The following is a 26,300-nucleotide window of genomic DNA, read 5'->3' as shown; positions in this document are numbered from 1 at the left end:
GATACTCCCGCCCGGCGGCAAGCTGAATCCCGGCTGCGCCGTAGCTCTCTCCGATTGAATTCGCTAGAGTCGCACTGTTGCTCTGCCATTCACCCGGTACGTCAACAGAATCCGGTGGTGTAAATCTAACTCAAAGGCGTATCTCGATCATGATCAAGCATATTGTGATGTGGACGTTGAAAGGATCCACAGCAGAGGAGAAAGCGGAAAGTATTCACCAAGTGAAAGCCGCCTTTGCCGCCATGAAGGAAACGATCCCGGGTCTGGTGAATCTGGAGATCGGCGTTGACATCAGCTCCGTTGAGTATTCGTGCGATGTCGTACTGTATTCTGAGTTCGAGTCGCCGGAGGCGCTGGAGCATTATGCGGTTCACCCGGCTCATCTGCAGGTAAAGGAAAGGTTGGCGGGGCTTCGAATCGCGAGGCATCAGGTCGACTACCTCGTCGAGTAAACCTGAAGCGCGAAGCCGAAGCGGCCGTACTTACCTTGGGAAATAAAATGAGCATTTCAGCTTCGGTTGGGGAGAACCGTTTGGTCGGCTTCGCATTGGAATTAAGTATTCCTCGATTCATATTCGGGATCCGTTCACGCGGAAGACTCGGCGACGAAGTGGATCTCCTCAGGTGCAAGCGGGTCTTGGTGCTCTCGGTGCACGGCCAGGAGAAGGACGGGAAACGCGTGGCTCGCATGCTCGGAGACAGGACTGTCGGCCTGTTTGTGGAGGCTGCAATGCACTTTCCTGCCGAGGGCGCACGCCGGGCTTGCGAAATTGCCTCGGAAGGTGGGGCCGATTGTGTCGTCGCGATCGGTGGAGGCTCGGCGATCGGGCTCGGCAAGGCTCGCTGCAAACTTCGCTGCCAATCGTAGCGGTTCCAGCCACCTACGCGGGGAGCGAGATGCCACCGATCTTCGGTGTTACAGAAAGCGGGTTGAAGAAGACCGGACGTGACAAGCGTGTATTACCGCGCGGTGATTTACGACCCGACCTTGACCAGTCTCGCTACCACCATTGATGCCGCTCCCGAGTTGTCTGAACGCCGTTGCTCATGCAGCCGAAAGCCTTCGCGCGCACGACGGCAATCCAGCAATCTCTTTGATTGAAGAGGAGGGTATCCGGGTCATGAGTTCAGCACGCATTGGCATTCCGAAGGATCTGACCAATTTCGCCGCTCGTGCCGATGCGCAATATGTCGTATGGTTATGCGGCGTTGCATTGGGGCCCGCGTCGATGAGACTGCATCAGAAGTTGTGCCATACGCTGGGAGGCACCTTCAACCTTCCTCATGCAGAGCTGTACGCGATGATGCTGCCTTATTCGTTGGCGTACAACGCCGATGCCGCGCCGGAGGCAACGCGGTGTATTGCGCGAGCACTCGGCGTTGACAATGCCTCCGCAGGTCTTTTCGAGCTCTTGAGGGAAAGCGGACTGCCGACTTCCCTCGCCGCCCTCGATATGCCCGAAGAAGGCTTGGATCGGGCGCTCGAGCTGGCGGTTGCAAACCCCTACCCCAATCCTCGCGCGCTCGCAAGACCTGCGCTTCGGCATTTGCTTGTTCAGGCATACGACGGGCAACGCCCAAACTGAGGCTGGCCAGAGCTACTGTTTTTTTCTGAAATGCCATGCGAAAACATGATTTTGACCTTTTTGTAATAGGTGCAGGCTCCGGCGGCGTGAGAGCGGCCCGGATCTCTGCCGCCCATGGTGCACGGGTAGCCATCGCGGAAGAAAGCCGCTTCGGCGGAACATGCGTGATTCGTGGCTGCGTGCCCAAAAAACTGTTGATGTATGCCTCGCAACTGGGGCGCTGCATTGGCGAGGCAGCAGGATTCGGCTGGCACGTCACCGACGCAACGCATGACTGGGGCGCGATGATTGCAGTGAAGGACCTCGAGGTAGCCCGGCTCGAGCAGGTATATCAGCGGCTGCTCGATGCCGCGGGCGTGACGTCGTTCGCGGCGCGGGCGAAGATTATCGGACCACATTCTGTCGAAGTCGATGGTCGGTCGATCAGCGCCAGGGTGATTCTGATTGCAACCGGCGCACGCGCTGTCAAACCCGACGTTTCAGGCTCGGCTCTCATGGTCACGTCTGACGACGTTTTCGCACTGCAGGCCAGGCCGCAAAGAGTGGCGATCATCGGGGGTGGCTACATTGCGTGCGAGTTTGCTGGGATCTTCAACGGATTGGGCAGTCAGGTCGTTCAGTTGCATCGGGGAGCGCAGGTTCTGCGTGGCTTCGACGAAGAGTTACGCAGCAGGTTGGGAACAGAGATCGCGAAAAGCGGCGTCGATCTGAGGTTGGGCATCTACGTAGCGTCGGTCTGTCGACAGGATGGGTCGATCCAGCTGCAACTGACCAATGGGGAGACGTTGGCGGTGGATGCCGTCATGGCCGCAACCGGCCGACATCCCAATACAGCTAACCTCGGGCTGGAATCGGTGGCAGTCGCCCTCACCGAGCGCGGTGCGGTGAAGGTCGATTCCTACTCGGCGACGACCTGCCCGAGCATCTATGCGGTAGGAGACGTGACCGATCGGTTGAGTCTGACACCTGTGGCGATTCACGAGGGACACGCGTTCGCCGATACGGTCTTCGGCAACACGTCACGTACGACCACTTATGAGCGGGTGCCGTTCGCGGTGTTTAGCCAACCACAGGCCGCGTCGATCGGACTGAGCGAAGAGCAGGCGCGCAAGCGCTTCGACGCGGTGTCTATCTACGCGAGCACCTTCCGGCCGATGCGCACGGCTATGTCTGGTCGCGACGAGACTGCGCTCGTCAAACTTGTGGTGGATACGAGCTCGCAAAAGATCCTTGGCGCCCATATCGTGGGTGTCGACGCGGCTGAAATCATTCAGGGCGTGGCAGTGGCGATCGCCGCCGGTGCCACCAAGGCGGATTTCGACGCGACGATTGCAGTGCATCCGACTCTGGCCGAGGAACTCGTCACATTGAGGGTGCCGCGATAGCCCTGATTATCCCACTACAAGGGAATATGTTTTTCGACAAGGCTGTCGTTGCTCTTCGAACCAACGGTTAAAGTGGTTACGCTTTGAAAGCGCGACGCGATGGAGGAGGCGAATAAATGATCACTCTTTATGGATGGGGCACGCCGAATGGTCGAAAGGTGTCGATTGCGCTCGAAGAGGTTGGACTTGCATATGAGATCCGCCGAGTCGACATCATGAACCGACAGCAATTCAGCCCGGAATTCCTGGCACTCAATCCAAACAACAAGATTCCGGTAATCATCGATTCCGAAGGCCCGGACGGAAATCGGATCACGCTGTTCGAATCCGGCGCGATCCTCATCTATCTGGCCGACAAGGTCGGCAAGTTGCTGCCAGCATCGGGCCGTGCGCACTACCAGACGCTCCAATGGCTGATGTTCCAGATGGGCGGTGTCGGTCCTATCTTCGGGCAGATGCACCACTTCCAGCGCTACGCGAAAGAGCAGACATATAGCGTAGAACGCTACACGTCGGAGACGCATCGGCTTTATGGCGTGCTGGAAGCCGTGCTGGGCGGTAACGAATTTATTGCTGGCAGCGAGTACACCATTGCAGACATCGCGGTCTACCCCTGGATCGCTCGTTTTGAGCTCCACAAGCTCGACTGGTCGGCATTGCCCAATGTCAAACGTTGGTACGACGCGGTCGGGACAAGGCCGGCGGTTGTGCGCGGAATGGAGGCACTGTGATGCGAACCGATCCTGGTCTCACTGTGTTGGGGCGTAGCACGTCGTCGAACGTGCAGAAAGTAATGTGGCTTCTGGGGGAGATCGACCGCGAAAGTGTTCGAGTAGATGTGGGCGGGGTATTTGGTGGAAACCACGACGCAGCCTATTTGCTGAAAAACCCGAACGGTGTCGTACCAACGCTCATCCACGGCGATCACGTGGTGTGGGAGTCCAATACCATCCTGCGATATCTCGCCAACGTTTTCGGCGCCTCCAGCTTTTATCCTGCGGATCCAGCGGGACGCGCGGGCGTTGAGCGCTGGATGGACTGGCAGTTGTCGACGCTTGGTCCGGCCAATACGCTGCTGTATCAAAGCATCGTTCGCACGCCGCCGGAGCAGCGCGCATCGGAACTGATCGAACCGCACCGGGCACGCAACGCGGCGCTATTCCTGATGCTGGACCAGGCGCTGTCATCACAAAGGTTCATCGCCGGCGATGGTTTTACGCTTGCCGACATTTCCATCGGGGCGCTCGCGCATCGCTGGTTTCGGCTTCCGATTGCGCGCCCGCACTATGCACATCTACAGCGCTGGTATGAAGAGATGTGCGGTCGCGCGCCGTTCCACAAGCATATCGTGAGCATAGAGTTCGCATAGAGGGCGAGAAGACTTCGAGCAACGTGGCGAATGCACGCCGCAGGCGCGATGGACAGACAAAAGTCGGGCGACGACCCGTGGCAAGGAGATTGCGATGAAGCGCCGCGAGTCGGCAAGCTGATCGCGGGTAGGAAGGAGCAGCATGATGGCATCCCCAGAACTCAGCTGTATTGCCGACATTCAGCGCATTGTCACTCGCCCGGGATGCGAAGCGCGTTACTCGAGCGTCGATCTTGGCTGGACTTCCGCGTGCGCGTTCATCCAGCGCGAAAACCCATTTCAGGCGAGCGTTCATCCGGCGCCACACCACCTGTTGGTGTTTCATCTAGGTGCCGGGGCGCACGTAAAGGCGCGTGCCGATGACACGCACGTCCGTCGCAGTGTACCTGCTGGCAGCATATACGTATGGCCTGCGGATCAAGCCTTCAACATCAGTCTCGAATCGTGGGTTGAAACGATGCACCTGTATTTGCATCGTGATCTATTCGGGAGCGAGACCGAACTCAAACCGGAACTCTGTGTGCGCGACACCTTACTTCTGGAACTGGGAACGGAACTCGCCCGATTGATGAAGTCTCGGGTCGGTGCAATGGATCTCTATGTGGATTCGTTGGCGGTGGCCATGGCGGAACGACTCGTTTCTCGATGTGTCGATGGACGAGTTGCTAGCCGGAGGCGGGGGCGACCAGGGTTATCGCCGGTGAAATTGCGACGGGTCGTTGAATATATCGATTCGAATTTGCAGGAGCCGATCAGACTCTCGCAGTTGTGCGAAATAGCGAACATGAGCCCCGCACATTTCGTCAGGCAATTCAAAGCGACGCTTGGCCAACCGGCGCATCAGTTCGTCCTCAACCGACGTATCGAGCTTGCCAGGAAATTGCTGTCACACAGCGACCAGCCTCTGGTCGAGGTTGCGCTGCACTGCGGCTTCACGCATCAAGAGCACCTCACCAACGTTTTCCGGCGTCTCGTTGGTATTGCACCGGGAGCCTATCGACGATCAGCGAATAGCCCGGGCTGGTGACGCGTCGGCGATTGCTCGCCACGAGACTGCCTCCGCGGTCGAATCACATCACGAGCTAGGTCACGCCAGCCTTCTGCACGGCCATAACACTTGTACAGGATAGAAAATGGAGAAGTTAACAAATCCGGATGACGCGTCCGTGCCTCGCGAACAGGACAAGACGCGCACTTGGCTTGGCGAAATGCTGAAGGCGGAGCGACGCACGCTAAAAGCCTGTTGGTCCGGGTGGGTGCTCGACGGCATGGACACACAGATGTATTCATTCGTCATGCCGACGCTAATCGCGACGTGGGCCATCACACGGCCGCAGGCAGGTGCAATCGGCACGGTGATGCTGATGGCGTCGGCTCTCGGTGGATGGGTGGCGGGTTACTTGTCCGATCGGATCGGACGGGTCAAGACGCTGCAACTGACCATCATCTGGTTCGCGACGTTTTCGCTTCTTTCCGGGCTGGTGCAGAACTTCGATCAACTGCTGATTGTGCGGGGCTTGATGGGACTAGGTTTTGGCGGTGAATATGCGGCGGGCGCGGTGCTGCTGAGCGAAAGCGTCCGGCAATCAATGCGCGGAAAGGCGCTCGGAATCAATGCGACCGGCTTTGCGATCGGGTGGGGTCTTGCCACGATTCTGTTCACCGCGGTCTTTGCCATCTTCAAACCGGTCCTCGCCTGGCGAGTGTTGTTCATCCTCGGCGTATTACCGGCTTTGCTCGTCATCTATGTGCGCCGCTATGTGGACGAGCCCGAGATATATCGGAGCTCGCTCGCCGACGGAGCCCGAGGCGGTCATGGGCCCTTCGAGATATTCAGACTAGCGATGCTGCGTCGTACGTTGATTTGCTCGGTACTATCGACAGGAGGTCAAGGCGCCTATTTCGCGATCGCGAACTGGCTTCCTACGTTCCTCAGCCGCGAGCGAGGGCTGGGTATTGCAGGTACGGGAGCGTATGTCCTGGTGACGGTTACAGGAAGCTTCTTTGGCTATCTTGCGGCGGCTTATCTGTCCGACCGTATCGGCCGTCGAGGCGCTATCAGCGTCTTCGGAATCGGTTCGATCGTGATCGTTCTGCTATACACACTGGTTCCCGCGAACAACACTGTTCTGCTTGCCCTTGGATTTCCGCTGGGCTTCTCTTCATTGGGTGCCTTCAGCGTGCTTCCGACGTTTTTTACCGAGACATTTCCGACGTATTGCAGAGGATTGAGTCTGGGTTTTGTGCATAATTTCGGGCGTGCAACTGGATCGTTCGTGCCATTGCTGGTGGGATTAGCTTCCCAGCGGATTGGACTGGGCGCAGCCTTTGGTATCTTTGCTGCGGGTGGCTATGCAGTTATGGCGATTTGCACGCTCGCTCTTCCAGAAACTCGTGGACGTCAGTTGGACAAGTGATGATGGCGTCGATTCCTGTTTGCCCAAACCTTCATTTTCTATATACGGAGCGGCCGTTTCTGGATCGATTTGAGGCGGCTCGACAGGATGGGTTCCGTGCAGTGGAGCTGACCTCTCCTTATGATTTTCCGTGTGGGCAGATCGTCAAAGCTGCCTTCGATGCTGGACAAAAGGTCGTTAGCCTCAACGCGCCAATGGGTCCGTTAGTACGTGGGGTCTCGCGAGGTTGTGCCGCCGTGCCTGGCATGAAAAAGGACTATCGGGAGCAAATTGAACTTGGCATCGAGTACGCCACGGGCCTCGGTTGTCGAAAACTGCTGTCTTTGGCCGGCATCGTACGTGATGACATGGATCATCGGGAAATCCATCATACGTTCGTTGAGAACCTGCGGTGGGCCGCCAATCGATGCGCGGCCCACGGAATCACACTGTTGATCGAAAGTCATAATCTGCAGGATAATCCGAATTATTTTTTGTCGACCGTTGGGCAGTGCCGAGAGGTTATTGCCGATGTCAAAAGTGGCAATCTTCGGATGCTATTTGATTTTTATCACGTCCAGGTCGAGGAGGGGAATGTGGTTCGTCGATTCCTCGACAATCTCGATATCATTGACCACGTGCAGATTGGCAATCCGCCCGATCGGCATGAGCCAGGTGACGGCGAGTTGAACTACTCATATATTTTCTCAAGTATTAGGGCGAGTGGCTACAGCGGATGGATAGGCGCCGAGTATTATCCATCGACTCCGAAGACGTCTTCTTCTCTTTCCTGGTTGCACACCTGCGGGCAGGCAGCAATCTGACCCGAAGCTACGTCAACGATGGTTCATCCGGACTGGGTCTGGGAGACTGGAGGTCCCCAAGCACCCAACCTCCCAGGAACCCAGCCGGATGAACATCTGTGAGAACGCCCAACTCACCGTCACCCGTCGACTTGAGATGGTCCCGGAGATCACTGAACACGGTTCTCGTGTGTGTCGCAAGCTGCAGACGATCATCGCGTGACGGTGCCGAACGTGCGTAAGTGGCTCGAACGCTAGCGGAAGAGCTTGGGATTTTGTCCAATGGTGCGAACTGTTCGTGAATCCGTGCTCCCAGCGTTTCTCCCGTTTGCAGAGGGCGTCGTGCGACGCCGGTACGCCTGACGTGGCCCAACACCGGTTCGTCCGGATTGAGGTCCGGGGCATAACCGGGCAAGAAATGCTTGCTCAGTTTTCCCTGGGTGCTGACGACGTTCTCCTTAAAGACGGCTTTCTTATATGCAGGCAATCTGTCAACGATCAGATGAACCGCCTATCCGCCGGCACATGGAATCCTGTCGTGCAAGCGGCCGGCATCAAGCGATATTGTCCACATCTTTGTCCACGAGATAGCGCAAGACACCGGGGTGAATCCGTTGGAAGTTGGGAGACGCGGCGAGGGTATTTTCCGGCCGGGTCTCGGCACCCTGCTCAACGCGCTGGACCAGCTTGGCATGAGCGAAGTCAAGTGCTTTCGCAAAACGGTAGGCCACGTCTTCATCCAGACTGACCCTACCCAGGATGTAGCTCCACGATCCGACTGCCTGGATAGGTTCGGCTTGGCCCGGGTAGGAACCGGCGGGGACGACAATGGGCTTCAAAAAATTGTGCTTGGCGCGGATCTTCTTGATCTCGTCGGACGCTAGTCCGATCAGTCGACCGCCCGCATTTGTGATTGCGGTGAAGCCAGGCCAGCCAATTCCCGCTCCCCATTGCGCGGCTACCCTGCCTTCGGCGAGCATGATTGGACCGTCAGCGGCCTTCTCGAGAAAGTGCGGTTCAAAGTCCTTTTCTCTGTCCAGACCCAAGCCATCCATCACATACTTGCCAAGCAGGGTGATACCAGATGCACGCGTGCCCCACGCAATCGGTTTGCCAACCAGATCCCGCACAGACTTTGCAGAGCTGTCGCCCCTGACTGCGAACATGCCCGGGCTGGAATAGATTGCCGCGATGATTTTCAGATTCGACGTTGGTCGGCCGATTCCAGCGAAAGCTTCATAGGCGGGCTCACCTGCGACCAGCGCCATGTCTAGCTCGTCCGCTTCCAGCAGGCGAATATTCTCTGCGCTGCCGGCGGTGTTTCGTGTTTGTACGAGCAGCGAAGGATCGGTTTCGTTGACGGAGGTAGCGGCCGCGTCCCCGTATAAGGGGAAGCCGCCTCCAGGAGTCGCTGTTCCCAATGAAATTTTTGTTGGCAGATCGTTCATGTTCGTGACTTCTCGGTGAAGCGAGTTAAATTGATGAGCGGCAGACATTCGCTCAACACACGGGTTACTTGGCTGTTTGCTAACCTTCGAACTGCAGAATGTGCAGACCGGCGTTCGGGTCCGTCAGGTAAATCAACCCTTCCTTGTCCACAAAGAGATCACCGGACTGCACGACTGCGGGCGCGTTCGGCCGAGGGTCAACCATCCGCGCAGGCGGTGGCGGCACGTAATGCGCCAACTCTGTCGGCTGGAACGGGTCACGAAGGTCGTACGCCCGAACTCCTGCGTTCAAGTACGTGGCGAAAACGATGTCAGAACTCTGAAACGATCCTGGACGGTTTTCGTGGAGGTTGTGGGGACCGAATTTCCCCCCCTTGTTGCAGTAGTCGATCTCGCTGGGCACTGGCAATGTCGAGATCGGCACGGGCGATTCAGGACGTCGGATATCAACGACCCAAATCCGCGGAACGCCGTTTGCGCAGTTCACGGTAGTCGCCTCGTCCGCAACTACCAGCAGGTTTCGTTCGGGGAGCGGCAGCGCGGTATGCGTTCCGCCGGTGAATGGCGGGCTCCAATTCGAGTGGCTGATCATGACCGGCTTGGACAGGTCACGGATGTTGTGGATCGTGATGCCGCCGTCGCGCCATGCACCGTAGGCGAAGTCACCAGCAACGATCGCATGGTGGGCTGCATGGCGCTTACCCTTTGGCAGCTCGGACTGCTCGCCACCCGCGCTCCATTGACCGGGCAACCACCATCTGCTCACGATCTCGGGTCGCTCCGGGACTGAAAGGTCAATCACCGCCATAACGTGATCTGTGTAGCCTTGTTCGTGTACAGCTACATATGCGTATCGCCCACCGGTCCACCAAATGCGGTTCACGCCAAGACCCGGTATCTCAAGAAACGCAATCTCTCGGGGGGCCGATGGCACGCTGATGTCGTAGATTCGGACGCCAGCTGCGAAGGCGAGCTCGCTGTCTTTGAATGAAGTCGTCAGCGTACTCGCGAAATACTTGCTCTGGTCCTGAAACTGAGCCAAGGTCCAGATGCTGGGGCCATTGATTGCTAGTAGCAGGTCGTCAGCGACCTGGAGGTGGTGCGAACGTGTGTTTTTTGGCATCGGCACGAACGCCACAGCCTCCGGCTTTTGTGGATCCCTGACATCCAGCACGCTGAACCCGTCACTGAACATGTGGCCGACGTAGGCAAAGCCCTTGTGTACGATGACTTGTACGCCATCGGGTCGACCACCCTGGTCGCTGTATGCGACAAGGGAGATGTTTTTCGCGGACTCCGCTCTTGCCGCGGAAATGCTGCTGCTCATGACATTAGACCTCCGTAGCCTCGCGCACGCGCGCTGCGCCGCGAATGACGTCAACTAGCTCCATGGGGTCGGCCGGCACCGAATTGCCGCGCCAAGCGACGTACTGGTCTGCGCGCACCAGCGTTAAACCCATTTCATACTGCCCATCCGCCTCCGACGGATTCAGGTCAAGGACCTTGATCGGAACTCCGCGCTTGTGAGCTGCCTGAACAAGCGGGCCGATATTGATGAGCGGATCGACCCGAACGAGGGTGTAGTACGGGCCGAGTTCATCATAAAGAGAGCGCCGGCCGTCCAGCCATACGTGCGGTGCACGGCAACCGGGGACCGTGGACGGTCGATACTCGTGCATCGAGTACGCCGGCTGCGTCGCGCCGTCGTACGCAATGATAGGAGAGTCGGCATAGTAGTAGCCGTAGTTGAGGCCGGCCGAGCATTGTTGCTTGAGCTCGAGATCGTGTGATTGCTCGCCAACACGCTTGCGCGACTCCTCTCCAGCTGGTCCATCGTCCTCGATGTCTGCGGGGACGTTGCGACGCTGCTGCATAACGGCAACGGCGACTTCGGTGATGATCTGGGAGATCTGCTCGGTGATTGGCTTGCGCTCCGCTTCATAAGCGTCAAGGACTCCTTCCCCAGCCCAGCCTTGCAACACTGCCGCCAGCATCCATGCCAGATCGGCCGCATCAGCGATCCCCGCGTTCATGCCGTAGCCGGCGGCGGGAATCCACAGGTGGCAGGCGTCACCCGCGATAAAAACTCTCCCATCCCGCATCTTGTCGGCCACCATCCGCCGACCCATCCAGTTTTCCTTCGAGATGATCTCGTACTCGAAGTCCGGCCCCACCCCCAAGAGCTGGCGGATGGCCCAGTCCCGATCGACCTCGTCGTAGTCTTCGTTGTTGTAGAGGAAGTTGTGAACGTTCCAGCGCTCTATGCCATCGATCGCAATAACGGTGCCGCAGCGCCGAGGGTTCAGGACGTAATACATCCACGCCGGATTCGAGCCGATCATCGACATCAGCTTCGGCGCGCGAATGAAGCTGGACTGCACCTTCTGGATCTGAGGCGTGCCGATGAACGTGGCGCCGATCATCGTGCGGATGATGGAACGGCCACCGTCGCAACCCACCAGATATGCACCAGCGATTTCCTTGAGCTCGCCCGAGTCCAGATCACGTATGCGGGCGACCACGCGATGCTTCTCCTGAACGTATTCGACGAATTCGTGCCGATTCAGGATCTGGATCCGCGGTTGCTTCGTCGCGTGCTCGAAGATGAGGGGCTCAAAGAACAGCTGGTTCACACGGTGCGAAGGCTCGGGAGTGGGCCACCCGCTGTCAGGTGAGGTGACGCCCTGCTTCCTGGCATTACGAGACGGCAATACAAGCCGAGACAGCTCAATACCAGTGACGCTCGTCGTTGAGAGCACGTCTGTGCTGTGGTCCGGAGGAAGGCCGATCTCGCGAATTTTCTTGGCGACGCCGAGCCGCCTGTACACCTCCATCGAGCGCGACGAAACGGAGTTGCATTTGACTGCCGGGAGTTCTCCGTCCGCGCGCGCCTCGACCACCACGACCTCTATGCCTCGCCATGCCAGGTCCATTGCCAGCGTCAGACCCACGGGACCGGCGCCAATCACAATCACTTTCGATTCAGTCATGTTTTGCTTGCTCTGAGTTGTATGTGGTACTGGACCGTGTATCAGCTTGATCGCGTAGGATCTCCGGAAGGTCCAACCTGTTGAACATCTTAGGGAGCGACTCCGCGGTGCGGAAGCTGCAATTTCGTCTAGCCCTATAGGAAAGGCCGATGGGGCGGTTTTGACGTTGGTGAGCGTGACGAGGACGAAGCTCCCTCACGAATCGCGAGTCACTGCTCGCTGCAAGAGCGTCCGCGCAACGCGATGAGTTGCCTGCAATCAGGTCTTTGAAGTCGAAATGGCGCGCAAGTGCTCGATGAAGCGTTGGACGGCCGGTCCGAGCGAACGATTCTTCAGAGTGATCAGTCAAATTGGCCGGGGACGGAGATCACCGTCGACGTTCAACCGCTTCAAGCCCCAGGTCTGTGCGTTCTGCATAAAAATCGGCGCATGCATGACCGGAATGAAGCGGCCAGTCGACAGCAATTTCGTCCTGCGCGGCGGCGATGCTGCTTTGACGCTTACTTCCGGCAATCGCGACCCGCGAGCCCCGAACTCGAATTCGGATTCAGCCGGCTGACAAATTGCCAGCTGCCGCGCAGTCTGCGCCATGCTCCCGCAACGCGCTACTTCCGCTAGTACGCGAAGGTCACGCAACTTCAAGCGAGTACCGATCCAGTGGTCCCAATCGGGCGGGGAGTCATCAGGCTTTCCTATAGGGATACTTGAATATCCAGCTTCTGCAGTCGAAGGGTCCCGCCCAAAATAGCAAGCAGCTGGGTCGCCCCGAGCACTGCACCTGACACGTTCGAAGCGGGCGAGATCAGAAATCTGTCGGAAAGGACAAGATGAATCGCAGCCTCGCATTAAACGCAGAGAAACCAAGACACGACCGTCGTGGGAGAGGATGCGTACTTGTTGCCGGCGGCGACGTGGTGATCGAGGTACAGGCATCGGCCGTGTCTTCCCCTGATGGTCCAATGCAACTCGTGGATCCGCTCTCGGTGGGCAGTGGCTCCGATTTCTTGGCTCCGATTTTTACGGAAGCGCTCACGTCGGCGCCTCATCAACCCATGCTTGTCGCCAACAAGGCTGGCGCCGGCGGCACTGTTGCTGCGAGAGCGGTTGCCCATGCAACTGCAGGCAGGCGCACCCTTGGCGTGGTCGGAATTGGGTGCCTCGCAAACCCTTTGCTGTAAAACAAACTTCCATGCGACACCATGCGAGTCTGATGGACAAATTGAGGATGCGATATTTGCGTGGAGTCGGCGTCATCGTCCCTGGACTATTGAACTGCTTCTTAACTTGCGTAGCCGGCGCGCTTGCCAATCTCGCGTCTGAGCACTGGAGCCAGAGCTCCTGGGACTTGCTGACACGGCGGATACTCGTTGGCTATTTGGGAGCAGCCGGTGTCGTCGTTCTGTTGCTGCCGTGGCTTCATCAGATCTCGACGGATCGGCGAAGCCAACGGGCTCGGCTCAAGGGCCGGGCCCGACGTCCAAACACCTTCATTGAGAGGAAAAACATTATGTCTAAGGGCAAAGTCGTGGCCAAGAGCCCGTTCGCTGTTTCCGTTGAAGCGGGAAAGGATTACTATTGGTGCCGCTGTGGCCTGAGTGAGTTGCAACCTTTCTGCGACGGCAGCCACAGAACCACCGAGTTCACACCAGTAAAGTTCACAGCCCGAGAAGGCGGAACGGTCTATTTTTGCGGTTGCAAGCAGACTGGATCGAGCCCATTGTGCGACGGCTCGCACCTGTCGCTTTAGCGCGACCGCGGAATGCGGCGGCTCACGTGCGGAGCCACGGTCGTAGTAGGACCAAAGCAGTCCGCTGCTAACTTCGATGGCTGGGTGCACATCCCCGCCGGCGATGCGCTGGCATTCTCACAGGCGGCCGCGTACGGCTCGTTTGACCGGGACTCTGTAGCATCGATCAGGTGCTCGGGGAAAGAGAGCCGATGATGTGCGAACGCGCGCCGCGTCGCGCGCTGTTCAGGAGGGCCGCAGCCGCTTTAGGGCAGATGGGCGGCGCTAGTTCCGAAGACGGTAGTAATGCCTCGCCGACCGGAGAGAGACTCGGCATTTTCCCGAGATTGACTAGCCTCGGCGAGTGAGCCGAGTACCACCGCGCGTGCTACAGCATCACTTCAAGCAGGCAGCGCTGTCGCGCCAGAACCCTAGCAATGTGCATGGGCAAGCGTCTTGCGAGACGTCGAAGCTGTGCACGCCCGAGGTTCGCCTGACGAGTCATAAGCAAAGCCGATAGGGTTAGTGGAAATTCCAGCTTCCTGCCAATTTCGGATGCGCATACCATTTTAGTGTGGGAATGCCGGTAAAGACATCAATTCCGAAGTTTGAAGGGTTTTTTGCGGCGGTATTTTGCGTGCTCCTTATTGTTTTGAGTTCGCGTAGCTCTATGAAACTTAATACAAGTTACCTCACCGTGGCTTGAAGGTGAGGCCGGTGAATGAGACCGGAGGGAGTGCTTATCGGCTTTGGCAATCAAATAGGGGAGCACCCCTATTGAAAAATACCAAAACACGGAGACCGCCACCAATGCTTCGACCAATTTTCATCGCGTGTGGCACGCTTTTTTGTCAGGCTGCGCGCGCGCAAAGTAGCGTGACACTCTATGGCTTCCTTGACGATGGCATTGTCTACGTCAACCACTCGGTGTCGGACGTGGCGGGCCGGACGATTTTTCAAATGGCAAGCTCAAGCGAATCTCAGTGGCGCTTGAGTGGTCGCGAAAATCTTGGCGGTGGCACCCAGACCCTCCTTCAGCTCGAAAACGGATTCAACAGCAGCGGCGGGGCGCTTGGCGAAGGCACCGATTATTGGGGCGGCAAGTCGTTGTCGGACTCCAAAACCCGCATGTGGGCAAGTTGATGATGGGACGTGATAACGACTTCGGTGCCGACTATGTCGGACCATTCTTGTTTTCGAGGCAATGGGAGGGCGGTATGGGCGCGCACGTGGGTGAGTCGGACAACCTCTACAACTTGTCCCACCTAACCAACTCTGCCAAGTACACAACCTCCCATATCAACGGCTTGGTACTCGGTGGCGTCTACGCCTTCAGCAATCAGGCGTCGAGGACCGGTGGCGCTGGGTTCGCCAATGATCGCGCTTGTACGTTCGGTGTTCGCTATCAGAACGGGCCATTGGTCGCTGCAGCGTCATACCTCGAGGTTAATCAACCGACTGCTGGCAACACGGAAGGCAACAACCAGTCCGGTGCCGGGGCGGGCGACTACGTGAACCTGCGCAATATCTTCTCTGGTCCCGTGAACCGGCAACAAGCTGTCGCCGGCGGCGCGAACTATACGCGAGGGTCTTTGACGGCCGGACTACTCAATCGCTGGGTCAAGCTTTCCTGTGCCGACCGCACGTCGCTCAGGCTGTCGAACCACGAGGCGAACGGCCGCTATCGGTTTGCGGGTGAATGGAAGGCCTGCGTCGCACTAATTTACACGGACGGATATGCGGACGGGGGCAACAGCCTGGATAAGTTCGCGGTCGGAAACCGGCCGAAATGGGAGAAGATCAACCGCGGGCTTGATTACACGCTGTCGAAACGCACTAGCTTGTATGGGGTTTTCGTGTGGCAAAAAGCAACTGGGGATGTGACGCAAGCCGCTATCTTCAACTCGGGTCGCCTCTCCGGTCGACGGACCGCAGTCAACTCGGCGCCGCATTTGAAATGCGCACACGATTCCGGTCGTCGCCTGCCGCTCCACCAGCGAAGTGCCGAAGTGATCGACCGAAACAACTCCCTGGGTGTTTTAGGCGCATGGGATATCAAAACATAAAGGATGGAGACAGACATGTCGAAACTTGTAGCAAAGCAGCACCACCATTGGTATCGAGGACGTACGTTCCACGTTCTTGTTGCGGTGCTCATGGGTATTTTAGTAGGCCATTTCTTTCCGACCGTCGGAATGGAAATAAAGCCTCTAGCAGATATTTTCGTGCGTCTGATAAAGATGGTGATCGGACCCATCGTCTTCATCATGATCGTTACAGGTATCTCCAGTGCTGGTGACCTCCGTAAGGCGGGTCGTATCGGTTTGATGGCGCTTGTCTACTTTGAAATTATCACCACCGTAGCCCTCGCGTTGGGTCTGTTTGTTTCAAACCTTGCAAAGCCTGGCAGCGGAATTTCAGTTGGTGTTATTGCAAAATCTGCATTACCGAATGCGTCGAAAGCGGCCGCGACGACGTGGATCGATACTGTAGTTGCGATATTTCCAGATAATGCGCTTAAGGCATTCGTGAGCGGGGATCTGGTGCAGATCATCGCGTTCTCGATTTTCTTTGGTTGCTCGCTTTCATTGATGGGGGTGCGTGGCAAGCCCATTGAAGAATTCTTCGAGCGATTTGGTGTTGTGCTCTTTGGAATTATCAAGATTGTTATGAAGTATGCGCCAATTGCGGCTTTTAGCGCGATTGCTTTCAGCGTTGGGAAATATGGAATTGGCTCGCTGCTTGTCCTTGGTAAGTTGGTCGGGTACATGTACCTGACGATGGCTTTCTTTGTTTTTGTCGTACTGGGGCTGATTGCTCACCTGAACGGGTTGAGTCTGTGGAGGCTGTTGAAGTACTGTAAGGAGGAAATCATTCTCGTCCTCGGTACTGTTCCAAGCGAGACCGTGCTGCCCACTCTTATGGAGAAACTCGAAGCGCTCGGGGTTTCCAAGCGCGCTGTCGGACTCGTTATGCCGACGGGCTATTCATTCAACCAAATCGGTGCGGCTATCTATCTTTCGATGTCTGTTCTCTTCATTGCCCAAGTCTACGATATCGACCTTAGCATGTCAGAGCAAATTGGGATCTTGTTGATACTAATGCTCACATCTAAAGGATCGGCTGGTGTCACCGGAAGCGCTTTTGTCGTGCTCGCATCAACTGTGGCATCGACGCACGTGGTGCCCGTCGAGGGAGTCGCACTTCTTCTCGGTGTTGAGCAGTTTATGTCGATTGGAAGAGCGACGCTCACGGTGATCGGCAATCTTGTGGCGACCGTAGTTGTGGGGAAAATGGCAGGAGAGTTCGATTCCGCCACCGCGCTGGAATGTTACAAGAAGCACTTTGAGGATCCGTCAATGGTCCGAATCTAATCGCAAGGCCACATATGAAACCAGGCGCGCGCTATCGCGCTGGAGCAATCAACTAGTTCTTTAACCGGAGGTTTTATGAGCACGTCAAACACCAACTCAAAAATCGGTGCAGTCCTTTACATCATCTGGGCTTGCTTACATTTCATGGCGGCACATTCGGTGTATGTGCTTGGTCGGGCCATGGATTCGTCAATGGTTCAAGGGCGTGTTTTCCAGGATGCATTTAATCTCATGTTCTTCTCGATCACTGCCATTGGCGTAGCTATCACGTTGAACTGGAGGAACAGCATCTGGGGTTATTGGATCAACTTCGCCACCGTTGGCATCGCAGATATCGGATTCATCCTTTTTGTCATCGTTCCCGGCCATATGCCAGTCTGGCCGGGGATTCTGGGCCCGGTATTTTGGGTGCTGGCGGTGATTTTCTCGACAATCGCGCTACTAACGCGAAACAAAGGAGCGACAAAGAGCCAACTGCAACCTTCTTCCGCACACTGAATGAGCGCAGGACCTGGGTGTCGAGCGGGCTCATCGTCTGCCGGTTCCCCGGGAGACCACGCCCTGAACTCCCTGATTTTGGACGTCCAGTACCTGTTCGGCAACGGCGACCTGTCGGATACAGCTGAAGGAGGGGTAATTTATTTGACGGGCGGATTCTTACCAATTGCGACGGCCATTCCTTGGTCCGTCGACCGCCCGGTCGTTTTGCGGCCAGAAGAAGTCGTGAGAGGAGAAGCCCAACACGACGGACAGAGCATCAGTTTCAGATGAAACGTTATTTAGGATTACGAATAATATCGAGCCAATCGTATTCGGCGCAGATTTACTAAGAAGACATCCAGACACCACCCAATCGCACTAGCCAAGAGCCAGTGCACTGGGTTCGCTCCGCCATAAGAAGGAAAAAACAAGAAGAAAGTAGATAATTTATTGATATTTTGTACTACTTAATAAATATAGCAGACTAAGGAGGAAGACATGAAGGGAATCATTTTAGCGATGCTCGGAGGCGCGTGTATATCAAGCGTCGTCTGTATGAAGGCTGAGGCACAGAGCGTTACGCTTTATGGAATTTTGGATACTGGCATCGAATATATCAATCACGCTAATTCCTCGGGTGCCTCTGTCGTAAGAGAGCCCATTAATACCGGTACGGTGCCGTCGAGATGGGGCCTGACTGGTAAGGAGCCGCTGGGCGGAGACTGGAAGGCGATATTTACGCTTGAGAGTGGATTCGATGTTGGAACTGGTCTCTCGAAGCAAGGGGGGAGATTGTTCGGACGGCAGGCGTTTGTCGGAATTGACGGCCCTTACGGCACGTTGACGTTTGGTCGACAGTACTCAATGGTGGTGCAAGAGCTTCCCCTGTTCAGCTCGATCGGGCCAAACATCTACGGATTTGGATCTTTGGACCCCTGGATTCCGAACGCCCGGTCTGATAACACCATCGCCTATAGCAAGAACATGGGCAACCTGAGTGCCGGTTTAACCTATTCGTTTGGGCGTGACAATTCACCAACCGGAGGCTTCAACACACCGGGCGAGGGTACCTGTGCTGGCAGCTTGCCAGGTAATGCTTCTGCCTGCAGGGAGTGGTCCGCAATGCTAAGTTACGCTGGGGACCCGTGGGGTGTTGGAATTGCATATGACAGTCAAAATGGGGGGCCTGGGTCCGCTGTGAATTTGTTCAATGGTGTAGCGCCGCTCACATTCACGTCGAGTTCCAATCGAGATACTCGTCTTCTGGGCGCCACCTACTTTAAGTACGGTGCATTGAAAATTTCCGCACTCTGGGAACATCGGCACGTCGAACCCCAGACGCCCTCAGGGGCGGGAATCACCTCCGATCAAGCGACATTGGAAGCGTTGTATCAACTTACGCCCGCGCTCTCGATTGAAGCGTTGGTCCAGCGGATTGTCAATTCACAACAGGATACAAGAGCCAACATGGAGATGGCTAACGTCACTTATTCTCTTTCCAAACGGACGGCGCTTTATGCGAATCTGGGCTTTCTGCAAAACAGCCGTAAGGCCGCATACTCGGTCAGTCTCGGTGGGGCCACGCCCGGTAATGGGATGAGCCAGGTAGGTGCAATGGTTGGGATTCGACATAGTTTCTGACAGGTCTGCAACTTCGATATGAGGCGGTCGTCTATCACCGATGTTTTTTCATACGGACGCCGCCCAATGGGAACATGAGACAACCACGCACCATTGGATTCGCGAGCTTCAGTCATCGTATCGGTTCGCAATTTCCTGCTTCGTGAAATAGACCACGCAGCCAATCGGTACTGCAGGCTCATGTGTCACAGAGCACTCCGCGACCTAAGGAGGCATTGCTCGTTTAAAGCTAGCGATGAGGAAAAATAGCGCAATCTAGAATTGCGGGTGATGTAGGTTTGATATGTAAACAACGCGAGAGAGAAGATCTTGAAGGAATGGAGAGTAGCCACGCGGCTGGCAGTCCTGGCGGGTGTCCTGTCCGCTCTAGTCGTCGCAATCGGAGGACTCGGGCTCTGGGGAATGCAGAGGGCAGAAGGCGGCATGGAGTCGATCTACGAGGACCATATGGCGCCCGCAGTGGTGCTCGGCGAGATCGGTGACCGCTTGATGAATACGCGTCTTTCTCTTGCCATCGCGGTGCACGCACACGATGCTGCCGCTCTGAAGTCGCACGTTGATGCCATCGAGTCAAACATTGCCGATATCGACAAGATCTGGAAAGCCTACTTGCAACGCGTGCAAAGTCCAGAGGAGGCGCATTTGACGAAGGCCTTCTCGGACGCACAAGAAAGGTTCATCAGCGGCGGATTGCGCTCGACGTTGGATGCGCTGCGGGCGAGTAATACTGAAGACGCCAGACGCCTACTGGTTGATGTAGTGGGGCCTTTGTTTGTGCCGGTGAAACAGGACAATCAGGCCCTCCAGAAATATCACGTCGAGGCGGCCAAGCGAACATTCATAGAAGCGCAAGAGCGGAATGCCAGGCTGCGCCGATCGTTTCTCATCGCTATCTCCGGTGCCGTGTGCTTTGCCATCATTTTTGGGACCTGGGTTCTCCGTTCGCTCAACCGGCAACTCGGGGCGGAGCCAGCAGAAGCTGCCAGACTGGCGCGGCGGGTGGCTGCAGGTGATCTAAGTGTCCCGATTGCTTTGAAGCCGGGAGACGCTACTAGTCTGATGGCCCAGCTCAGGAGCATGCAAGAGAGCCTTGCCAACCTCGTCAAGGGCGTTAGACAAGGAGCAGAACTTGTAGCCGCCGCTTGCGAGCAGATCGCCCAAGGCAATCTTGACCTTAGCCAGCGAACGGAAGAACAAGCCAGCGCGCTCGAGCAGACGTCCGCATCTATGGAACAACTGGGGGTGGCTGTTCGGCAGAACTCGGACAATGCCACGCAAGCAGATCAATTGACCATGGCAGCTTCGGACATTGTGACGACAGGGGGCGACGTCGTAGGGCAAGTCGTGCAGACTATGAATGAGATCAACGACAGTTCTAAACAGATCGCTAGCATCATTGGCGTAATCGATGGCTTGGCATTCCAAACCAACATTCTGGCGCTGAACGCCGCAGTGGAAGCCGCACGCGCAGGAGAGCAAGGGCGTGGTTTCGCCGTAGTGGCTGGTGAGGTCCGGAGTCTTGCCCAGCGCAGTGGTCAAGCGGCAAGGGAAATCAAAGATCTCATTTCTGATAGCGTACAACGCGTGAATCAAGGTATGGCGCTGGTTGAGCACGCCGGATCAACAATGCAGGAGATTGTCGTGGCTATCAAACGGGTCTCAAATATCGTGAATGAGATCAGTGCGGCCAGTTCAGAGCAAAGCACCGGAGTTGCACAGATCAGCACGGCTGTTAGCCAGATAGATGAAGTAACACAGCAGAACGCGGCGCTTGTTGAAGAGAGCGCCGCCGCCTCCGAACACTTGAAAATACAGGCCCAGGATCTCGTGCAGGCGGTTGCAATTTTCAAGCTAGCTGTCGAATAAACAGGCTCATGCCGACCCTTCTGTTGGGTCGGCACAAATACGCAACGTCGGCAGCACTGACGTCCACTTTGGGTGCCTCGATATCTGTCACCGCTTGCTACGTGGATATCTGATTCAAGGCCGCCTGGGTGCGGCTATGCGACTTCCCCGGTAACAGGCCTTCGACAGCACCGACTTCAACGTCAATTCCCCTCGACGGAGGCTGCAGGCAGGTCCTTCGATTGCGCAATAGTTCTCAGATGCTCTACGAACCGCTCAACGACCGGGCTCAGCGTACGCCTCTTCAGCGTAACGAGCGAGATTGGTGGCGGCGTTAGATGCACGTCATCCACCTCCAGGGCCATGATTGGCCACTGCTTGGCATTTCCCGACAACAACGAAAAAGGCAGGACCGAGATGTAGCGTCCCGTTGACAGCAGTTGATTGCGAAGCAAAATTGAAGCTGCATTCACGCTCACATTCAACCTGATGTCTCTCCTTTCAAATTCTGCCCGAACAAATTTTTCAATGATGGAAGACGGAGGAATAATCCAGGGTTCGTTAGCGATTTCCGTGAGTGCAATGTTGCGGCGATGTGCCCAAGGGCTGCTCGTCCCCGCGACGATGCAGTGCGGATCTTCAAACAACACCTCGACATTCAAATCGTCGTCTACAAAATTCCTCGGCATGCGGGCGAGAACAATATCAACGACGCGTTCGTGCAGCTCGTGATGGTCCAACGTGGTCGTGTCTTGTTGAACAACGCTGAAAACTACGTGCGGATAGTGCTGCGAGAAAAGACTGATAGCGCGCGGCAGTAAATCTGCGGACAAAAATTCCGCACAGGCAATGCGGATCTCTCCAACCTCTGGATTGGCGAGAAACTCAATTTCATTGATGCCTTGCATCAACTCGTCAAAGACCACTTGACTGCGCTTGAGAAGAGCATCTGCGTAGATTGTAGATTCGACGCCTTGCGCATGGCGATTCAGAAGCCGCACACCCAATGCCGCCTCCAGGCTGGCTATCGCCTCCGATACGGCAGGCTGGGACATTCCCAAATGGGAGGCGGCCTTCGCCATGCTTCCCCATCGAACAACGGCAGACAAGATGTAAAGGTCGCGCAACTTCATCCGCTTGCCGATTCGATCCATCCAGACTGACGGTGTGCGTATCATCGGAATTGCCAATAGGGTTAAAGGTAATTGCAGCTTCTCGTCGTTGCCTGCAGCTTATACCATTTCCGACATGAAGCAAAGACAGGGATTGCGATCTCGCGGTGCGATAAAGGGCGCATATTCGCCAGTTTTAACTGCTAAGAGCTACTACCGAATGCACAGTATCGTTGTGAGCTCAATTAGTGTTGGTGAGAGAAGATCGGATCAAATTGGAATCGCTCCAGGCAGAACAAAACCGACTTCATAGGTGGGATGACGGTTGAGGCAAGTGTACTGAGTGTTGGTGGCGTGCCGGTCGAGTTTTCCTTCGAAATGGATCGATGCCCGACCTGTCATGTGAGGTGTTAGATGCGCTGAATATAAAATATTTGGCCGATGACCGACGTAAGCAGCAGACGGTAATCCCAGCAAAAAGGAAGCAGATTCGGTTGACCAATTTTGATACGTTGTTGAGTGAAGATATCGTCCACCTAGATTCTCAATGTGCGGCGAATGAGCGTATTTTGTGCGACATCATTTCAATTAAGTCAGAACCAAGGGGCGATAAGTCAAAATGTCACACCCCTCTAGAGAAACTCATAATGCCATCTTCTGCCGAACCGCGTCATAAGAATTCAATCGACGATAGTGCGCCTCAATGTGCCGGACCTTTGGCTAATCTGGTTGCAGCGCGTGTCACGCTACCGTCCAATGCGTGCGATAGCCACCTCCATATTTTGGGACCTGCAATCCGCTATCCCTACAGCCCTGACCGCATCTATACACCACCGGATTGCCTCTTGGCGGACTACCTGGCCCTTCAAAAGAGCTTGGGGTTGACCCGCTGCGTGCTGGTCCAGCCAAGCGTTTATGGCTCCGACAACAGTGCGCTGCTAGAAGCTCTTCAAAGCCTCGGTGATACCGGTCGTGGAGTTGTCGTTTTGAGTGGCAAGGAATCGACTAACGAGCTGCGAGATATGGATGCGGTTGGAGTTAAGGGGGTTCGAGTTAACCTCGTAGACGTAAAGTCCCCCAGCGCCAATCTACCGATAGAGGCACTACTTCGGCTGCAAGAGCGCATCTCCCCCTTGGGATGGCATTTGGAGTTGCTTGTCCATGTGGACAAATATCCAAACCTTGATGAGGAGCTCAGTTCGCTCGAGGTGCCGATCGTCTTTGGTCACATGGGGTACCTGTCGCGAGGCGTAAATCCCGATCATCCGGGAATGACGGCCATGTTGGCGCTCCTCCAGTCCGGGCGCGCCTGGGCCAAGATAACAGGCCCCTATCGTATCGGTCACGAAGGGTCGCCCTACGATACGGCGGCCGAAATTGCGCGCAGGCTAACCCATCATTGTATGGAGCGACTGGTTTGGGGAAGCGACTGGCCTCATGTCATGGTTAAAGGCCCTATGCCTCACGATGCTGACCTGTTGAATGCCGTGACTGATTGGATGCCTGAGCAAGACCAACAGCAAGCCCTGTTCTCGGACAATCCCGCCAAACTCTATCAATGGCCCTGACGAGACGCTGCTTAATCCGCCATCTGCCAGAGTGATGTCTGCAAGACTGCATTTCATCTGAAATGCTCGAAAAGCCCTTTCTGTACTTCGAGTCTCAAGGCTGACTTTAGCTGCCAGCCGGTTTTCCGAAATTGGACTGCATGAGAAGTGAGTGCATTTGTGAAGTAATTTATTGGAGGTTAGATCATGAGTACGCTGTGCGGAGGAGTATGGGTACCCGCTGCGACCCCATTTCAAGCCGATGGGCAAGTCAACCGTTCGTTGTTCGTAGAGCATTGCCAGCACTTGATAGATGAAGGGGCCGACGGCTTGGCAATTCTAGGCACTACCAGCGAAGCTAATTCGCTGAGCGTTTCTGAACGTCTCGATCTGTTAAATCTTTTGATCGAAAAAGGCACTAGTCCCGAGCAACTGATGCCCGGCACTGGTTCGTGTTCCATCGTCGATGCTGTTCAATTGACGAAAGCGGCGATAACGGCCGGCTGCGCTGGGGTTTTGGTGCTTCCTCCCTTTTACTATAAGGCGGTCGATGATGAAGCCCTGTTCGCCTACTTTAGCGAACTGATTGAGCGCGTAGGAGATAAGGGCTTGCGTGTATATCTCTACCACATCCCCCCAATAGCGCAGGTTGGGTTCAGCTTGGTCTTGATCGAGCGTTTGCTGAAAAAGTATGGCTCCGTCATCGCCGGCCTCAAGGATAGTTCCGGAGATTTCAAAAATACGCGAGCTGTTATCGATGCGTTTCCTTCCTTGAGAGTTTTTCCGGGCTCCGAGTCCTTCCTATTGGACGGCCTGCGAGCTGGTGCAGTCGGTTGCATCTCAGCGACTGGAAACATCAATGCGCGCGAGATCAAACGGGCTTACTTGGGATGGAGTTCGGCGACAGCGGATTCTCTACAAGCTGGAGTTACCCGACGACGACAGATCGTCGAGTGCTTCCCACTTATTCCCGCTATCAAGGCCGTGCTGGCGCGCCGCTATGGAGATCCTACATGGCGGAACACGCGGGTACCGCTGATGGCGCTCGACGAAACGCGCGAGAACAAGCTCATTGAGGCGTTGGCCGTAGGTGGCTACGCGATTTCGGCCGAACATGGGGGTAACCCAGTAAATACATAGGGCGTGCGCGGTCGGCTCGCGCGAGTATGAAAGCCGACGTCCAACAAGGCCCGGGCAACTGGGAGGGGAACGACAGGACCATTTTCCTGGCGGGAGCCACCAGAGGCCTTGCTGCCACGGCGCCGTCAGCGCCCTTCACATAATCCCACTACCACCCAAGAGAGAACATGAATGAACACTAAACCGGTACTCGGGCTCGACGATGTCGAAGCGATGCTCATCGGTGCCCGCGGCGAAGCGGAGAAGCACGGCTGGAAGGTGTCCATCGCTATCGTTGACGATGGCGGCCATCCGCTCGGCCTGTTGCGACTCGACGGTGCCGCCCCGGGCAGCGCTTACATGTCGACAGAGAAAGCGCGCACGGCAGCGCTGGGCCGTCGCGAGTCGAAAGTGTACGAGGACATGATCAATGGGGGACGCTACGCCTTCCTGAGTGCACCGCTTATCGCTACGCTCGAAGGCGCTGTGCCCGTGATCGTGAACGATGAGTGCGTCGGTGCTGTCGGCGTATCCGGCGTGAAGTCGGATCAGGACGCACAGATCGCCAAAGCGGGGATCGCACGCCTTGGCATGACACCCGCTTGAGTCGTCGCTTGATGAAAATGAGCATGCGCACGTTTTGAGCGATGCGATGCATGGGATCGTCTGAAGTAGCCAAAGTTGAGTGCCGTCTTCGGCTGAGTCTTCATGTCACGCCATACGGCCTTTGACGAGATATTCAATTAGGACCAGGTGCGCCCCAAGTTGATTTGCCAAAAGGAATGATGTTGCGTCTTGACCGGCGAAACTTTCTTGGCAGCGCACTTCGAGTAGCTGCCGTAGGAGCCCTAATTCCAAACATGTTGCTCAGAGAAGCCGTAATGGGCCTAGAGGAAAAAATCGGTTCCTTGATCCCGGGAAAACGTGCCGGTCTGAACATGATTAACATCTGTGCCATTAATCTCCGGATGTTCACGGAGGCCGTTCATATGGTTGTAAGTGCAGCTCAGCCGGCCAATGTAGATACGGTCATCGTCGATGGTCGAATTTTCAAGGAAAAACGTCGGCCCACAGCCACCGACGTTAATCGGCATGATTCGATGGCCTTTGAGCAGACACTGGATGCCATTCCCTCCATTCCTGGGCTGGATGGAAGGCCGCGCAAACGGCCCGACAAATTGCACGCCGACAATGGTTACAACTACCGCCGATGCCGCCGCGATTTGCGAGGACGGGGCATACGGCTCGCGTCGCTCGCAAAGGTATCGAGAGCAAGGAGCGCCCGGAGCGGCATCGGTGGGTTGAAGAGCGCGCACGCTTGATCCGCAGGTTTCGGTAAGCTGCACATTCGCTTCAATGGGTCAGTTCGACACGAAAGTTAAAAACTACATAGTAATGCTAATATAATGAAACCGTGTTCAGGAAAAATTGTAAAGCTGGTTTGGCTCGCCGAAAGTGGCACGAAAGGGAGCGGGGATG

At 56.1% G+C, this 26,300-nt stretch carries 21 protein-coding genes and 3 pseudogenes; 19 read left to right on the top strand and 5 right to left on the bottom strand.

Annotation, left to right across the window (positions count from 1 at the left end; genetic code table 11):
- The first annotated feature begins 149 nt into the window (after positions 1-149).
- From PQQ51_RS31340 to PQQ51_RS31305, 8 genes and pseudogenes are all read left to right on the top strand, one after another.
- Positions 150-452, top strand: coding sequence for a Dabb family protein (locus tag PQQ51_RS31340; RefSeq protein WP_408501076.1), 303 nt, complete (start codon positions 150-152; stop codon positions 450-452).
- A 47-nt stretch (positions 453-499) separates the two neighbouring features.
- Positions 500-1,586: pseudogene (locus PQQ51_RS31335) on the top strand (maleylacetate reductase).
- Positions 1,587-1,621: 35 nt separating this feature from the next.
- The gene (gene gorA, locus PQQ51_RS31330) at positions 1,622-2,971 is read left to right on the top strand and encodes a glutathione-disulfide reductase (protein WP_408501075.1); all 1,350 of its coding nucleotides are present in this window, start codon (positions 1,622-1,624) and stop codon (positions 2,969-2,971) included.
- 116 nt (positions 2,972-3,087) lie between these two features.
- On the top strand, positions 3,088-3,702 hold the full coding sequence (locus tag PQQ51_RS31325; protein WP_408501074.1) for a glutathione S-transferase family protein: 615 nt from the start codon (positions 3,088-3,090) through the stop codon (positions 3,700-3,702).
- The gene (locus tag PQQ51_RS31320) at positions 3,702-4,340 is read left to right on the top strand and encodes a glutathione S-transferase family protein (RefSeq protein WP_408501073.1); all 639 of its coding nucleotides are present in this window, start codon (positions 3,702-3,704) and stop codon (positions 4,338-4,340) included. Before PQQ51_RS31325 ends, PQQ51_RS31320 begins: the two co-directional genes overlap by 1 nt.
- A gap of 142 nt (positions 4,341-4,482) precedes the next feature.
- Positions 4,483-5,367, top strand: coding sequence for a helix-turn-helix domain-containing protein (locus PQQ51_RS31315; protein ID WP_408501072.1), 885 nt, complete (start codon positions 4,483-4,485; stop codon positions 5,365-5,367).
- A 106-nt stretch (positions 5,368-5,473) separates the two neighbouring features.
- Positions 5,474-6,757, top strand: coding sequence for an MFS transporter (locus PQQ51_RS31310; RefSeq protein WP_408501071.1), 1,284 nt, complete (start codon positions 5,474-5,476; stop codon positions 6,755-6,757).
- The gene (locus PQQ51_RS31305) at positions 6,757-7,560 is read left to right on the top strand and encodes a hydroxypyruvate isomerase family protein (RefSeq protein ID WP_408501070.1); all 804 of its coding nucleotides are present in this window, start codon (positions 6,757-6,759) and stop codon (positions 7,558-7,560) included. Before PQQ51_RS31310 ends, PQQ51_RS31305 begins: the two co-directional genes overlap by 1 nt.
- Before the next feature lie 244 nt (positions 7,561-7,804).
- Here PQQ51_RS31305 and PQQ51_RS31300 read toward each other — a convergent pair.
- The 4 genes and pseudogenes from PQQ51_RS31300 to PQQ51_RS31285 form a co-directional block, all read right to left on the bottom strand.
- A pseudogene (locus PQQ51_RS31300) lies at positions 7,805-8,047 on the bottom strand (transposase); the annotation flags it as partial.
- 46 nt (positions 8,048-8,093) lie between these two features.
- Positions 8,094-8,987 (bottom strand): TAXI family TRAP transporter solute-binding subunit, encoded by an 894-nt coding sequence (locus PQQ51_RS31295; RefSeq protein ID WP_408501069.1) that lies wholly within the window; start codon positions 8,985-8,987, stop codon positions 8,094-8,096.
- A gap of 79 nt (positions 8,988-9,066) precedes the next feature.
- Positions 9,067-10,314, bottom strand: a complete 1,248-nt coding sequence (locus PQQ51_RS31290) for an LVIVD repeat-containing protein (RefSeq protein WP_408501068.1) — start codon at positions 10,312-10,314, stop codon at positions 9,067-9,069.
- A 4-nt stretch (positions 10,315-10,318) separates the two neighbouring features.
- Positions 10,319-11,977 (bottom strand): FAD-dependent oxidoreductase, encoded by a 1,659-nt coding sequence (locus PQQ51_RS31285; RefSeq protein WP_408501067.1) that lies wholly within the window; start codon positions 11,975-11,977, stop codon positions 10,319-10,321.
- A 1,189-nt stretch (positions 11,978-13,166) separates the two neighbouring features.
- Between PQQ51_RS31285 and PQQ51_RS31280 the strand changes: the two genes are divergently transcribed.
- The 7 genes from PQQ51_RS31280 (at position 13,167) to PQQ51_RS31250 (ending at position 21,064) form a co-directional block, all read left to right on the top strand.
- Positions 13,167-13,724, top strand: a complete 558-nt coding sequence (locus PQQ51_RS31280) for a CDGSH iron-sulfur domain-containing protein (RefSeq protein ID WP_408501066.1) — start codon at positions 13,167-13,169, stop codon at positions 13,722-13,724.
- Positions 13,725-14,513: 789 nt separating this feature from the next.
- Complete coding sequence (locus PQQ51_RS31275) at positions 14,514-14,846, top strand: porin (protein ID WP_408501065.1); 333 nt, start codon at positions 14,514-14,516, stop codon at positions 14,844-14,846.
- The gene (locus PQQ51_RS31270) at positions 14,846-15,769 is read left to right on the top strand and encodes a porin (RefSeq protein WP_408501064.1); all 924 of its coding nucleotides are present in this window, start codon (positions 14,846-14,848) and stop codon (positions 15,767-15,769) included. Before PQQ51_RS31275 ends, PQQ51_RS31270 begins: the two co-directional genes overlap by 1 nt.
- A gap of 15 nt (positions 15,770-15,784) precedes the next feature.
- Positions 15,785-17,077 (top strand): cation:dicarboxylate symporter family transporter, encoded by a 1,293-nt coding sequence (locus PQQ51_RS31265; protein ID WP_408501063.1) that lies wholly within the window; start codon positions 15,785-15,787, stop codon positions 17,075-17,077.
- Between the two features lie 75 nt (positions 17,078-17,152).
- Entirely contained in the window at positions 17,153-17,575 is a 423-nt protein-coding gene (locus PQQ51_RS31260; RefSeq protein WP_408501062.1) for a hypothetical protein, read from the top strand.
- Positions 17,576-18,055: 480 nt separating this feature from the next.
- Positions 18,056-19,198 (top strand): porin, encoded by a 1,143-nt coding sequence (locus PQQ51_RS31255; RefSeq protein ID WP_408501061.1) that lies wholly within the window; start codon positions 18,056-18,058, stop codon positions 19,196-19,198.
- Between the two features lie 309 nt (positions 19,199-19,507).
- A complete protein-coding gene (locus PQQ51_RS31250) occupies positions 19,508-21,064 on the top strand; it encodes a methyl-accepting chemotaxis protein (RefSeq protein WP_408501060.1) in 1,557 nt (518 codons plus the stop codon).
- Positions 21,065-21,246: 182 nt separating this feature from the next.
- Here the strand turns inward: PQQ51_RS31250 and PQQ51_RS31245 are convergent, their stop codons facing one another.
- Positions 21,247-22,197, bottom strand: a complete 951-nt coding sequence (locus PQQ51_RS31245; RefSeq protein WP_408501059.1) for a LysR family transcriptional regulator — start codon at positions 22,195-22,197, stop codon at positions 21,247-21,249.
- 344 nt (positions 22,198-22,541) lie between these two features.
- On the opposite strand from PQQ51_RS31245, the gene PQQ51_RS31240 reads away from it, so the two are divergent.
- From PQQ51_RS31240 to PQQ51_RS31225, 4 genes and pseudogenes are all read left to right on the top strand, one after another.
- Complete coding sequence (locus PQQ51_RS31240; protein WP_408501058.1) at positions 22,542-23,723, top strand: amidohydrolase family protein; 1,182 nt, start codon at positions 22,542-22,544, stop codon at positions 23,721-23,723.
- 186 nt (positions 23,724-23,909) lie between these two features.
- Complete coding sequence (locus PQQ51_RS31235; RefSeq protein ID WP_408501057.1) at positions 23,910-24,842, top strand: dihydrodipicolinate synthase family protein; 933 nt, start codon at positions 23,910-23,912, stop codon at positions 24,840-24,842.
- 171 nt (positions 24,843-25,013) lie between these two features.
- Positions 25,014-25,427, top strand: coding sequence for a GlcG/HbpS family heme-binding protein (locus PQQ51_RS31230; RefSeq protein WP_408501056.1), 414 nt, complete (start codon positions 25,014-25,016; stop codon positions 25,425-25,427).
- 479 nt (positions 25,428-25,906) lie between these two features.
- A pseudogene (locus PQQ51_RS31225) lies at positions 25,907-26,176 on the top strand (IS5/IS1182 family transposase); the annotation flags it as partial.
- Positions 26,177-26,300 lie beyond the last annotated feature (124 nt).

The organism is Paraburkholderia xenovorans, assembly GCF_046030735.1.
Taxonomy (GTDB): domain Bacteria; phylum Pseudomonadota; class Gammaproteobacteria; order Burkholderiales; family Burkholderiaceae; genus Paraburkholderia; species Paraburkholderia xenovorans_A.
This window is presented reverse-complemented; position numbering and strand designations above follow the sequence as displayed.